Source organism: Ideonella sp. (genome assembly GCF_035254525.1).
Classification (GTDB): Bacteria; Pseudomonadota; Gammaproteobacteria; order Burkholderiales; family Burkholderiaceae_C; genus Ideonella.
In genome coordinates, this window is the sequence record NZ_DATFAN010000200.1 from 62,471 (window position 1) to 74,458 (window position 11,988).

Genomic DNA, 11,988 nt, shown 5'->3' on the forward strand with positions numbered 1-11,988 from the left:
GCCAGGGTGCCCGCCGGGCCGGGCGCCGTCAAGGCCTCGTGGCATGGGCCCGGTGACACCTTCTTGCACCCTCGGCCGGCGGCTCCTCCGCGCGATCAGGCATCATCGGCGCCATCCAACTGCCTTGTGAGTCGCTGTTCCATGAAATTCGCCCGCCGCTACCTCGCCCCCGCCGCCTTGCTGCTGATCGCCGGCACCACCTTGCCCGCGCTGGCCGCCAGCTCGGCCGCATCGTCGGCCTCTGAAAGCCTGTCGACGTCGGTGGGCAGCGTGTCCGACTCGTTCAAGGGCTCGAGCGAGAGCTCGACCCAGCCGAACCGCACGGCCGACGGCGACTACCGCGTGGTCGAGGTGGCTGCGCTCGACGAGCGCCCCGGCATGCTGCAGCTGACGTTGCAGCCGGCCAGCGGCGAGGGTGACGCCTTCGCGCTGGTGCTGCCGCAGAAGGCGGCCGACGCGGGCGGCGTGGCCCCCGGCCAGGTCGTGCGCGCGCAGAACCGCCCGTATGGCGTGGAGTTCGCCCGCGCCGATTCGCAGCAGCCCTTCTTCCTCGTGCTGGAGGACGACTGGTACCGCGAGCTGGCGTCGAACGCCGTCACGCTTTGATCCTGCCGCTCGCCCGCCGGCTGGCGGTGGGCCTGTCGATGGCGCTGGCCGCCTGCAGCGCGGCCTCGGCCGCCTCGTTGCGCTACTGTGATCGCCAGGCCAAGCTGTCGATCGACCAGCAAGATGCGCTGCTGCGCTTCGGCGCGGTCGTCAAGGCCGAGCTCGAGGCCTCGGGTCGGCCCCTGGCGCTGGTGGCCCGCTCCGGGCTGGACCTGAGTTGGTTCGGCGTGCGCTACTCGCACGCCGGCATCAGCCTGCGCGCGAGCCCGAACGGGCCGTGGTCGGTGCGCCAGCTGTACTACGCCTGCGACGAGCAGCGCCCGCGCATCTTCGACCAGGGCGTTGCAGGCTTCCTGCTCGGCACCGACGACCCGGCCATCGGCTACGTGTCGCTGGTCTTCCTGCCGGACGAGGACGGCGCGCCGATCGAGCGCACCGCGCTCGCCAAGCCGCAGGCTCTGGAGCTGCTGGCGGCCGACTACAGCGCCAACGCCTACCCATTCAGCCTGCGCTACCAGAACTGCAACCAGTGGGTGATGGAGTTGCTGGGCAGCGCCTGGGGCGGGTTGCCGCTGTCCGACGACGGTGCTGCCGCCGAGCCGCCCCGCGCGCGCGCGCAACGCTGGCTGATGGACCAGGGCTACGCGCCGGCGGTGTTCGATCTGCTGGCACCCGTCGCCTGGGCCAGCGCGTTCGTCCCGTGGCTGCACCGCGACGACCACCCCGCCGAGGACGTGGCGCGGTCGGTGTTCCGCGTCTCGATGCCGGCCTCGATCGAGGCCTTCGTGCGCGCACAGGTGCCGGGTGCGACGCGGGTCGAGCTGTGCCACGCGGGCCGGCGCGTCGTCGTGCACCGCGGCTGGGAGCCGATCGCCGAGGGCTGCGAGCCGGGCGAGGGCGACACGGTGATGGCCCTCGACTGAGGGCCCGACGGCGCGGACGGCGCGGACTAGAAGCCGATCGCCAGCAGGCTGGCCGCCACCACCACGGTCAGCACGAGCGCGCCGCCATAGCAGGTCAGCTTTGCCGCGGCGCCGGTGCGGATGCCCACATCGTGCAGGCTGTGGAAGAGGCGGTGCACCGCATGCCAGGCGAACAGCGCGACGACGACGAACAGGAAGGCCTTGCCCAGCGGGTGCCGGGCCAGGGCGAGCACCTGGCCGTAGCCCAGCAGGCCGGGGCCCAGCGGCCACCCGAGCGGTGCGGCGAGCCCGGTGATGAAGACCAGCATCGTGCCCAGCAGGGCCGACAGCATGCCGCCGGCGCCGAACAGCAGCCAGAAGATGGGGGCGTTCGAGCGCTTCACGGCCGCCACCACCAGGCCAGCAGGAGCAGCGCCAGCGAGGCCAGCAGCGTGGCTGCCCAGCCGATGCGCGTGATGGTCGATTCCGCGACGCGGCGGCCGCCGGCAAACAGCATCGGCAGCGTCTTCGGCATGATCTCGAACCAGCTCTTGGCGTGCACCACGAAGGCCGCGAGCAGCACCAGGTGCAGCAGCAGGGACCACGGCGAGCGCAGCGCGGCCAGCCAGCCGTTCCACGCCACCTCGCCCTGCGCCAGGCGCACCAGCCCGACCGCCAGCACGATCGCGTAGACCAGCACGGCCAGGGCCGTGGCCTCGCGCACCATGTAGCGCATGAAGAAGGGGTCGCGCCGCCACCAGCTGCGCATCGGGCGGATGTAGGCGCGCCCCGCCGCCGATGGGCGGTTCATCGCGAGGCCCCTTTCGGCGACAGGAAGCGCAGGAAATAGTCCTTCGCGCTGTTGACCTTGTTCTGGTTCACCGCGTGCGCCGGGTCCACGTGCTTGGGGCAGACCTCGGAGCAGTAGCCCACCGCCGTGCAGGTCCACACGCCTTCCTCGGCGTTGAGGATGGCCATGCGCTCGTCGCGGCCGCCGTCGCGCGAATCGGCGTTGTAGCGGTGCAGCAGTGCGATCGCGCCCGGGCCGGTGAAATCCGGGTCCAGCCCGTACTGCGGGCAGGCGGCGTAGCACAGCATGCAGTTGATGCAGGCGCTGAACTGCTCGTACAGCGCGAGCTGCGCTGGCGTCTGCCGGTATTCGCCCTCGGCCAGCGTGCGCGGCTCCTTCGGGATCAGGTAGGGCTTGATGCCTTCGAGCTTGTCGACGAAGGGCTGCACGCTGACGACGAGGTCGCGCTCGATCGGGAAGTGCGCCAGGGCCTCGACCCGCACCGGGCCGGGCAGCAGGTCGCGCAGAAAGGTCTGGCACGACAGGTGCGGCTTGCCGTTGATCATCATCCCGCAGCTGCCGCAGATGGCCATGCGGCAGGACCAGCGGAAGCTCAAGCTCCCGTCGATGTCGTCCTTGATGTGCTGCAGGCCCTGCAGCACTGACATGTCATCGGTATACGGCACCCGGTAGCTCTGCCACACCGGCTCGGCCTCCTGCTCGGGGCGGTAGCGCAGCACCTGGATTTCAATGTATTTCGCATCAGCCATGGGCCGGCTCCTGCGCGGCGCGCGCCGCCTCGGCCTGTTCGCCGGCAGCGCCGTAGGCGCGCGTGCCGGGGGGCGAGCTGGTGATCCTGACCGGCGCGTAGGCGATGCGCGGCGCGCTGTCGCCATCGGCGCTGCGGTAGGCCAGGGTGTGCTGCAGGAAGTTCACGTCGTCGCGCTGCTCGAAGCCATCCAGCCGCTGGTGCGAGCCGCGCGACTCGCGCCGCGCCAGCGCCGAGTGGGCCATGGCCTGCGCCACGTCGAGCAGGTAGCCCAGCTCGATCGCGACGAGCCAGTCGGTGTTCCAGGCCTTGGAGTGGTCGTCGACCTGCAGGTGCCGCAGACGCTGCTTCAGCTCGGCCAGCTTGTCGCAGGTGGCCTGCATCGTGGCGGCGCTACGGTAGATGCCGCAACCGTCTTCCATGCTCTGGGCCATCTCGCGGCGCAGCGTCGCGACACGTTCACGGCCGTCGCTGCGTTTGACGATGCCCAGTGCCCGGGCCTGCGCGTCGTTGGCCTGCGCGGCGGCCAGCGCGTCCGAGCCGTGCGCCGCCTGGCGGGCGTAGGCGGCGGCCTCGGTGCCGGCCACCTTGCCGAAGACGAGCAGTTCGGTGAGCGAGTTCGAGCCCAGCCGGTTCGCGCCGTGGATGCCGATGCTGGAACACTCGCCGGCCGAGTACAGGCCCGCCAGCGGCGCGGCGGTGCGGCCATCGGCCGTGATGCCGCCCATCGTGTAGTGCACGGCGGGCAGCACCGGAATGGGCGCCAGCGCGGGGTCGACACCGAGGTATTCGAGCGCCAGCTCGTAGATCTGCGGCAGGCGCTCGCGCAGCTTCTTTTCGCCCAGGTGGCGCAGGTCGAGGTGGACGACCTCGCCATGCGGGCCGGCGATCGTGCGGCCCTTCTGCTTCTCGTGCCAGTAGGCCTGGCTGAGGCGGTCGCGCGGGCCGAGCTCCATCGCCTTGTTGCGTGGCGTCGGCTCGGCCGGGCCGAGGCCGTAGTCCTGCAGGTAGCGGTAGCCGTCCTTGTTCAGCAGGAAGCCGCCTTCGCCGCGGCAGGCCTCGGTGAAGAGCAGGCCGGTGCCGGGCATGCAGGTGGGGTGGTACTGCACGAACTCCATGTCGCGCAAGGGCACGCCGTGGCGGTACGCCAGCGCCATGCCGTCGCCGGTGACGATGCCGCCGTTGGTGTTCTCGCGGAAGACGCGGCCGGCGCCGCCGGTGGCGATGATCACCGCCTTGGCCTGGACCAGCCGGAACTCGCCGCTGGCGATCTCGATCGCGACCACGCCTTGCACCCGGCCGTCGTCGACCACCAGGTCGGTGCAGAAGTATTCGTCCAGGCGCCGGATCGAGGGGTACTTGATCGAGGTCTGGAACAGCGTGTGCAGCATGTGGAAGCCGGACTTGTCGGCTGCGAACCAGGTGCGCTCGATCTTCATGCCGCCGAAGGCGCGCACCTCGGCGCGGCCATCGGCCTTGCGGCTCCAGGGGCAGCCCCAGTGCTCCATCTGCACCATCTCTTCGTGCGAGTGGGCGACGAAGTACTCGACCACGTCCTGCTCGCACAGCCAGTCGCCGCCGGCCACCGTGTCGTGGAAATGCGCTTCCAGGCTGTCGTGCGCCTGCGTGACGGCCGCCGCGCCGCCCTCGGCCGCCACCGTGTGGCTGCGCATCGGGTAGACCTTGGAGATCAGTGCCACGCTGAGCGTCGGGTCGGCCTCGGCCACGGCGATGGCGGCACGCAGGCCCGCGCCGCCCGCACCGATGATCGCGACATCGACTTTGAGGGTGTCCATGCGCCGCGCTGCCTCAGCCTCAGCGCGTGAGCACCAGCTTCTGGTACAGGCCGCCGAACCAGGTCTGCCGGGTCAGCGACGCCGGTCTGGCATCGGCCGGCAGGAAGTGCTCGATGTCGTTCGTCCACAGGTCCATCGCATAGGGCTCCAACTTGCGGAACACGGCCCTCATCAGCGGGCGCAAGGGGTGGCGAGGCGCCGGGCGGTGGTAGTCGACGATGACGATCTTGCCGCCGGGCCGGGCGACGCGCAGGGCCTCGGCGAGCGTGGCGCGCCGCACCGCCTCAGGCTGCTCGTGCAGCAGGAAGAACAGCAGCACCTGGTCGTAGCTGGCATCGGGGCAGGGCAGGGCCGAAGAATCGCCGTGCAGCAGGGCCACGCGCCGGTCGGGCGGCATCTTGGCCGCCAGGTTGTCGAGTTGGATCGGCAGGATGTCGACCACGTCCAGCTTCGCGTCGCCGGCCAGGCGCAGGCGCAGATGCGGCGTGAGGTTGCCGTAGACGCAGGCCACCTGCAGCGTGTGGCCGGTCACCGTGTCGCCCAATTCGGCCAGCGCCGCGTCGCGCAGGCGCCCATAGTTGCCGAACAGGATCAGGTTCACCAGCCACTCGCGCTCGAACACCTGCACGGCGCTCGGGTGGACATAGGCCCACCAGTACACCTGCTCGAGGTAGCGCGGGATGGCCAGCGCGGCGGGCTGCGTGCCCGGTACGAGGGCCGGTGCCAGGGCCCCGGCGGCATCCATGACGGGGGGGGTCATTCGTCCGGGTCCTTGTATTCCTTGGGCAGGTGGTGCGCGATGCCCTTGTGGCAATCGATGCAGGTCTGCCCGGTCTGCTTGGCGTTGGCGTGCTTCTTGTAGACGGTCTGCTTCTGGACGTCCGCGCTCATCGCCTGGAAGCTGTGGCAGTTGCGGCACTCGCGCGAATCGCTGGCCTTCATCTTGTCCCACTGCTTCTGGGCCATCTGCATGCGGCGTGCCTCGAACTTCTCCGGTGTGTCGATGCTGCCGATGATCTCGTGGTACAGGTCCGAGGTGGCACCGATCTTGGCCGCCACCTTGTGCACCCAGTCGCGCGGCACGTGGCAATCGGAGCAGACCGCACGCACGCCGCTGCGGTTCGAGTAGTGCACCGTCTCCTTGTATTCCGCGAAGGAGTTGTAGTCCATCGTGTGGCAGCCGGTGCAGAACTCGAGCGTGTTGGTGGCCTCCATCGCGGTGTGGAAGCCACCCCAGAAGAAGATGCCGCCGAAGAAACCGACCAGCAGGATGGCCAGCAGCGGGTACCTCGCGCTAGGGCGCGCAAGAAACGTCCAGAAGCGCCTCACGGCGCCGGGCTTGTCTGTGGCCATGATGCCCTCTCCTCCTTTGGTGGTTCTGGCGGGGCGGCCGTCACATGGACAGGATCCACTGGACCAGGTTCTGGATGTCGGGCTCCTTGGCCTTGATGATCTTGTGCTCCTCCTCGTGGCCATCGGGGAACTTGGCCTTCTCGCCGGAGGTGATATGGGTGATCAGCCGCTGTTCGGCCTCGCTCTTGCCGCGGTACTTGGCTGCGGTTTCCTTGAACGACGGGCCGTCCTTCTTCTTGTCGACGCCGTGGCATTTCAGGCAGTTCTGCTGCCGGGCCAGCGCCTCGGCCGCCGCGGCGTCGACAGCGAAGGACGTGGCCGGCAGGCCCAGCGTCGCAAGCAGCGCGCCAGCGGCCAGGGCCTGCACCAGGCGGGGGGAGGATCTCATCGGTTGCTCCTTGTCGTCGAGGTCGGGGTTGGCAAGCGGGTCGCTTCAAGGCAGCTTGACGGCGGTGATGTCCGCCTTGGTGCCCGGGGCGCCGAGGCCCAGCGTCTTCACGAATGACACGAAGTGGCCGCGGGTGGTGATGTTGTCGTCGTGCACCGCGAAGCCCACGTTGTAGACGCCGCCGGCCTTGAGGCCCTTGTCGTCGGCGTTGGCCAGGCCGAGCGGGCGGATCATCACGACCGTCCACTGGCCGTCCTGCCAGCTGGCAATGGCGTTGTTGTCGGCGGCCGAGCCCTTGGCATCCTCGCGGCTGACCACGTAATCGGGAATCATGTCGCCTTCCTTCCAGGCCGCCTTCGGGTCGAAGGGCACGGCGTTCTGCTCGCGGATCAGGAAGTGGTCACCCTTGCGCAACTGCTCGGCGGTGATGGACCTGTAGCCCACCTTCTTCTCGTCCCACATGTACTTGGGCTGGTGGGTCGCTGCATCGGCGTTGCTGCCGAACGGGTCCTTGCCGGCGTCGGCCAGGCGCCACTCGAGCACGTAGCCGTCGTCGACCATCCCCACCGGGTGGCTGCGGTGTGCGCGCCACTGGATCAGGTCGAGAAAGCCGCCGGCCGCCTTGATCTTGGCGATCTCATCGACGGGCTTGCCGGTCTTCCAGTCGCTCGGGTCGCTGCGGGTCTCGGGCACGTACTTGCGCACGTCGCTCTTCTTGATCGCCGTGAGCAGCGCATTGGCGGCCACCTCGTCCTTGGTGAACTGGTGCGGCATGTCGCGCTCGCCATCATGGCAGGTCAGCCAGCAGCCCTGCTGGGCGAAGCCGGGCACCTTGCCGTCGTCGATCATGACCGACATGCGGTCCTCGTAGATACCGGGCTGCTTGCCCTCACGCACCACCTGGTCGAGCTTCGGGTAGCCGTAGACCTTCCACTCGTGCCCGTCGTAGCGCAGGTACTGGTGCTCGGTGCCGGGGTAGGGGTTGGCCGTCTTCCACTGGAAGCGCAGGTAGGCGTTCTTGTCGTCGTAGGCGGCCTGGACCTGCAGGTCGACGTGGCCGGGCTTGCCGGCCACCGGCGTGGGCTCCAGCCGGCCGCCCTTGACCAGCTTGTCGCCGATGTCCTTCTCGGCGTCCTTCTCGTCGTGGCAGGCCACGCACGCATCGCCACGCTTGACCTGCCGCCAGGCGCCTTCGTGGCCCTCGCCGCGCAGCCACTCGTAGGAGGACTGACCCGGGTAGAACAACTGCAGCTTGGTCGCCGGCACGGCGGACCAATCGATCTTCGCTGGATCCGCCGCCATGGCGGCGTGCGCCGCGAGCGTCAGGACTCCGAACGTGAAAGCGAGCTTGTTCATTGTGATTCCCGTCTTCGGTCGAACTCCGTCGGGCATCGCAGACCGCCTGGCACGCCCCGGGTCGGTCCTCACTTTGCTCGCATTGGGCATCCGACCGTTGACGAACGTCAAGTACCGCGTTGGGCTCGGGTTTCCACGGAACGGGGCGCAGCACATCTCGGGTGCTAGGCTGACCAGCCATGAGATCCGCAGCCTTGTCGTCCTTCATCACGCCGCGCGCGGTGGTACCCGTGCTGTGCCTGGCCGTCGCCGGCGCCCCGGCGGCCGAGCCGCCCCCGGAGCCCGCGCTGGTGGTGTCTGCCGACGGTGCGTACGTGCTCAACAGCCGCGCGCGGCTCGCCTGGTCGCGCTGCGTCGAAGGCATGCACTGGAATGGCAAGACCTGCACCGGCCAGCCGCTGCAGGTCGACCATGCCGGCGCGGTGGCGCTGGCCGCCGCACGCCGCCGGGCAGACGGCGGCGATTGGCGCCTGCCGCGTGTGCCCGAGCTGCAGCGGCTGGTCAGCAAGGCGCAGCGCCCGCCGGGGCTGGACCCGGTGCTGTTCCCGGCCGCGCCGCGCAACTGGCATTGGTCGGGCACGGCCAATGTCGACGTCGCGCCGGTCAACCCCTACAACTACGGCAACATCACCGAGGGCCGCAGCAACGACACCGCCGGCCAGCTCGCGGTGCTGCTGGGGTGGGCCGTGAACCTGGGCAGCGGCCAGGCGCGCGGCGACGTACCCCGGCCTACCAAGTTACCGGTGCGGCTGGTGCGCAGCACCGACTGATCAGTCGTCGCCGTGACTGGCGGCGTCGGTGTCCACCGGCATGCCGACGCCGGCCGTGCCTTCGAAGAAGAAGGGCCGGCGGGCTCTCTGGCGGGGCCACACCTCGTTCATCGACGGCAGTTCGTAGAGCCGGCCGTTCAGCATCACGTGGCTGATGCGGTCGCTCTGGCGGATGTCGGCCAGCACGTCGCCGCGGATCATCACCAGGTCGGCCAGCTTGCCGGGCTCGATCGAGCCGAGGTCGTGGTCCAGGCCCAGGTAGTGGGCCGGGTTGATCGTCGCGGTGCGGATGGCCTCGAGCGGCGTCATGCCGCCGAGCCCGAACATCCACATCTCCCAGTGCGCGCCGAGGCCTTCACGCTGGCCGTGCGCGCCGATGTTGACCCTGACGCCGGCGCGCTGCAGCGCGGTGGCGGTGCGGGCGACGCGGATCACGTTGAAGTCTTCCTCCGGCGCGGTGGGCCGCCGCACGGCGCGCGATTCGAGCACGGTGCGCGGCACGTAGGCCCTGAGCAGAGGGTGCTCCCAGACGTTGGTGTGGGCGTACCAGTAGTGCTCGCCGTCGAGGCCCCCGTAGGCCACGTTCAGCGTCGGCGTGTAGCCGACATCGGTCTGCGTCCACAGCTGCGTGACATCGTCGTAGACCTCGGCGATCGGCAGCGCGTGCTCGATGCCGGTGTGGCCGTCGATGATCATGCCCATGTTCAGCTCGAACAAGGAGCCGCCTTCGGGCACGACCATCATGCCGGTGCGGCGCGCGGCCTCGAGCACCTGCTGGCGCTGATCGCGCCGCGGCTGCTGGTAGCTCTTGACGCTGATCGCGCCCTCGGCCTGCTGGCGCTTCAGGTGGGTCAGCGCGTCGTCGAGGCTGTTGATGTTCGCGGTGAAGCGGGCCTTGGCGCCGTAGAGGATCGAGCCGGTCGAGTAGATGCGCGGGCCGACCACCTCGCCGGCGCGCTGCAGCTCGGCCTGGGTGAAGACCTCGCTGTTGCGGTTGGACGGGTCGTGGATCGTCGTGACACCGAAGGCGAGCGACGCGTAGTTGACCCAGCTCTGCTGCGGGATGATCTCGGCGTCGCCCATGCGGCCGTGCCAGTGCACGTCGATCAGGCCGGGGATGATCGTCTGGCCGCGCGCGTCGACCTTCTTCGCCTGCGGCGGCACGGCGACCTGGGAGGCCGGCCCGACCGCGACGATCCGGTTGCCGTCGACGACGATCACGCCATCGTCGATGACCTCATCGGCCTTCATCGTCACGATGCGCCCGCCGACCAGCGCGACCAGGCCCTGCGGCTTGTCGGCCGCTGCGTCGAAGCCGATGCGCAAGCCAGCCTCGGGCGGCTTGTAGCCGGGCGCCTTCTCGGTGCCCGGCGCAAAGGCATCGGCCAGCATCGCGCTGAAGAGCTGGTCACCGATCGTGAAGTGCAGCTGGCGGCTGTCGCCGCTCCAGTGCATCGCGTGGCCGGCGTTGACGTCGAGTTGCCGAACCGGCAGCGCCTCCATCTTCGGGCCGACGGTGACGGCCTTGCCCGTGCGCGGCAAGGGCGTGACGTAGGCGTGGAAGCGTTCGACGAAGCCGAGCCAACGCCCATCGGGCGAAACCGCGAACTCGGTGGCGAATTCGCTGCGCGCGACCTCGGTCTCCTGCCGGTCGGTGAGGTCCAGGCGCACGAGCTTCTGCAGCAGGTCGACCTCGTTCTTGACGCTCGAGCGGGTGAAGTAGAGCTCGTCGTTGCGGTCGGCGAACTGCGGGTCCTCGCCTTCCTTGGCCAGGCGCACGGGCGTGCCGCGGCCGTCTGCTGCGGCCATGTAGATGCCCAGGTCCAGCGCCTGCCACGGTGAGGTCAGGTAGCCGCCCTTGACCTTCTGGTAGACGACGCGGCTGCCGTCGGGCGAGAAGCGCGGCGACAGGTACTTGCCCGGCGTGGGCGTGACGAGCGTCTCGCGGCCGCCCTCCAGCGCCAGCGTGCGCACGGTGCCGAGCTTGTCGTCGCTCCAGGCGACGAAGACGACCGAACGGCCGTCGCGCGAGAAGCTGGGGAAGAACTCGAAGCGGTCGTTCGCGCGCGTCAGGCGGCGCGGCGTGCCGTCGGGCAGGTCCTTGACGTACAGGTGCCCCAGCGCCGAGTAGACGACCCGCCTGCCGTCCGGCGACACCTGGGCCGAGCCGAGCTGCCGCACCGGGAACCGATCCGGCGCCACCGATTGCGCCACGCGCAGCGCGGCGCGCACCTCGCGCGTGTCCTTCACGTGGAAGGCAATCTCGTTGGCCGCGCCCTTGAACGGGTCGATGCGCCAAAGCTTGCCCTGGGCCCAGGCGACGAGGGCCTTCGAGTCGGGCATCCAGCCGAAGGCCGGGTAGACGCCGTAGACCGACCAGGCCTCCTGCAGGTCGCGCTCCAGCCCGCCCCAGGCAGCGCGCTCTTCGCCGGTGGCCAGGTCCTTCAGGAACAGCGTGGACTGGTTGCGCACACGGCGCACGAAGGCCAGCCACTTGCCGTCGGGCGAGGGGGTGGGGCGCACCGCGCCGCCGGGGCCCTCGACGAAGGGCTCGACCGAGCCGTCCGACAGGTCCTGGCGGTAGATCTTGAAGATCTCCTTGTTCGAATCCTTGTTGTATTCGAAGGTCTTGCCGGGCGTCGCATCGTGCGAGTAGTACAGGTACTTGCCGTCGGGCGAGATGGCCGGCTCGCCCAGATCCTTCTGCCAGTTCGGCTTCTCGTTCAGTTGCACGCCCTTGCCGCCGCTGACGTGGTAAAGCCAGATCTCGCCCGAGCCGGCCGAGCGGGTGCCGGTGTAGTGCTTGCGCGCGGCGATGAACTGACCGTTCGGGTGCCAGACGGGGTTGTTGAGCAGCCGGTAGTCCTCGTTGCTGACGGCGCGCGCGCCGCTGCCGTCGGCGTTCATGACCCACACGTTGTCGCCGCCGCCGGCGTCGCTCAGGAAAGCGATCTGCCTGCCGTCGGGCGAGAAGCGGGCCTGCTGCTCCCAGGTGATCGAGTGGGTCAGCGGCTTGGCCTCGCCGCCGCCGATCGGCAGCAGGTACAGGTCGCCCAGCAGGTCGAACACCAGGGTCTTGCCGTCGGGGCTCACGTCCACGCTCATCCAGCTGCCCGTGCGCGTGTCGAGCGTGACGGTGCGTGCCTCGCCGGGAGGCGAGTTCACGTTCCAGGGAGCTTTCTTCGGCGGGGCGTCGGGTTTCGCCTCGTCCTCGGCATGGCCGGGCAGGGTGGCCAGCGACAGGCTGGCAAGGGCCAA

Annotated in this window: 12 protein-coding genes; 3 read left to right on the plus strand and 9 right to left on the minus strand. The window is 69.6% G+C overall.

Annotated features, from left to right (window positions below):
- Nucleotides 1-141: 141 nt before the first annotated feature.
- Nucleotides 142-606 carry a hypothetical protein gene (locus VJ693_RS22385; protein ID WP_324157895.1) on the plus strand — a complete coding sequence of 155 codons (465 nt, stop codon included), beginning with the start codon at nucleotides 142-144 and terminating at the stop codon, nucleotides 604-606.
- Nucleotides 603-1,529 (plus strand): DUF2145 domain-containing protein, encoded by a 927-nt coding sequence (locus VJ693_RS22390; protein ID WP_324157897.1) that lies wholly within the window; start codon nucleotides 603-605, stop codon nucleotides 1,527-1,529. Before VJ693_RS22385 ends, VJ693_RS22390 begins: the two co-directional genes overlap by 4 nt.
- A gap of 26 nt (nucleotides 1,530-1,555) precedes the next feature.
- Here the strand turns inward: VJ693_RS22390 and frdD are convergent, their stop codons facing one another.
- The 8 genes from frdD to VJ693_RS22430 are packed head-to-tail and all read right to left on the minus strand — an operon-like array spanning nucleotide 1,556 to nucleotide 7,960.
- The gene (gene frdD / locus VJ693_RS22395; protein WP_324157899.1) at nucleotides 1,556-1,912 is read right to left on the minus strand and encodes a fumarate reductase subunit FrdD; all 357 of its coding nucleotides are present in this window, start codon (nucleotides 1,910-1,912) and stop codon (nucleotides 1,556-1,558) included.
- A complete protein-coding gene (locus VJ693_RS22400) occupies nucleotides 1,909-2,319 on the minus strand; it encodes a fumarate reductase subunit C (protein ID WP_324157901.1) in 411 nt (136 codons plus the stop codon). Before VJ693_RS22400 ends, frdD begins: the two co-directional genes overlap by 4 nt.
- Entirely contained in the window at nucleotides 2,316-3,068 is a 753-nt protein-coding gene (locus VJ693_RS22405) for a succinate dehydrogenase/fumarate reductase iron-sulfur subunit (RefSeq protein WP_324157902.1), read from the minus strand. Before VJ693_RS22405 ends, VJ693_RS22400 begins: the two co-directional genes overlap by 4 nt.
- A complete protein-coding gene (gene frdA / locus VJ693_RS22410; RefSeq protein ID WP_324157904.1) occupies nucleotides 3,061-4,863 on the minus strand; it encodes a fumarate reductase (quinol) flavoprotein subunit in 1,803 nt (600 codons plus the stop codon). The genes VJ693_RS22405 and frdA overlap by 8 nt, the downstream gene beginning before the upstream one ends.
- 19 nt (nucleotides 4,864-4,882) lie before the next feature.
- Complete coding sequence (rquA, locus tag VJ693_RS22415; RefSeq protein WP_324157906.1) at nucleotides 4,883-5,623, minus strand: rhodoquinone biosynthesis methyltransferase RquA; 741 nt, start codon at nucleotides 5,621-5,623, stop codon at nucleotides 4,883-4,885.
- A complete protein-coding gene (locus VJ693_RS22420) occupies nucleotides 5,620-6,216 on the minus strand; it encodes a NapC/NirT family cytochrome c (protein ID WP_324157907.1) in 597 nt (198 codons plus the stop codon). The genes rquA and VJ693_RS22420 overlap by 4 nt, the downstream gene beginning before the upstream one ends.
- A gap of 40 nt (nucleotides 6,217-6,256) precedes the next feature.
- Entirely contained in the window at nucleotides 6,257-6,604 is a 348-nt protein-coding gene (locus VJ693_RS22425) for a c-type cytochrome (RefSeq protein WP_324157909.1), read from the minus strand.
- A gap of 45 nt (nucleotides 6,605-6,649) precedes the next feature.
- Nucleotides 6,650-7,960, minus strand: a complete 1,311-nt coding sequence (locus VJ693_RS22430) for an ethylbenzene dehydrogenase-related protein (protein ID WP_324157911.1) — start codon at nucleotides 7,958-7,960, stop codon at nucleotides 6,650-6,652.
- A gap of 179 nt (nucleotides 7,961-8,139) precedes the next feature.
- Here VJ693_RS22430 and VJ693_RS22435 point away from each other — a divergent pair, with 179 nt between their 5' ends.
- Nucleotides 8,140-8,730 (plus strand): DUF1566 domain-containing protein, encoded by a 591-nt coding sequence (locus VJ693_RS22435; RefSeq protein ID WP_324157913.1) that lies wholly within the window; start codon nucleotides 8,140-8,142, stop codon nucleotides 8,728-8,730.
- Here VJ693_RS22435 and VJ693_RS22440 read toward each other — a convergent pair.
- On the minus strand, nucleotides 8,731-11,988 hold a 3,258-nt coding region (locus tag VJ693_RS22440; protein ID WP_324157915.1), incomplete at its 5' end, for an amidohydrolase family protein.

Excerpts from the sequence above, each read along its gene's own strand:
- VJ693_RS22385 (WP_324157895.1), top strand. The coding sequence starts at position 142 with ATGAAATTCGCCCGCCGCTACCTCGCCCCCGCCGCCTTGCTGCTGATC.
- VJ693_RS22400 (WP_324157901.1), bottom strand. The coding sequence starts at position 2,319 with ATGAACCGCCCATCGGCGGCGGGGCGCGCCTACATCCGCCCGATGCGC.
- VJ693_RS22405 (WP_324157902.1), bottom strand. The coding sequence starts at position 3,068 with ATGGCTGATGCGAAATACATTGAAATCCAGGTGCTGCGCTACCGCCCC.
- frdA (WP_324157904.1), bottom strand. The coding sequence starts at position 4,863 with ATGGACACCCTCAAAGTCGATGTCGCGATCATCGGTGCGGGCGGCGCG.
- rquA (WP_324157906.1), bottom strand. The coding sequence starts at position 5,623 with ATGACCCCCCCCGTCATGGATGCCGCCGGGGCCCTGGCACCGGCCCTC.
- VJ693_RS22420 (WP_324157907.1), bottom strand. The coding sequence starts at position 6,216 with ATGGCCACAGACAAGCCCGGCGCCGTGAGGCGCTTCTGGACGTTTCTT.
- VJ693_RS22425 (WP_324157909.1), bottom strand. The coding sequence starts at position 6,604 with ATGAGATCCTCCCCCCGCCTGGTGCAGGCCCTGGCCGCTGGCGCGCTG.
- VJ693_RS22430 (WP_324157911.1), bottom strand. The coding sequence starts at position 7,960 with ATGAACAAGCTCGCTTTCACGTTCGGAGTCCTGACGCTCGCGGCGCAC.
- VJ693_RS22435 (WP_324157913.1), top strand. The coding sequence starts at position 8,140 with ATGAGATCCGCAGCCTTGTCGTCCTTCATCACGCCGCGCGCGGTGGTA.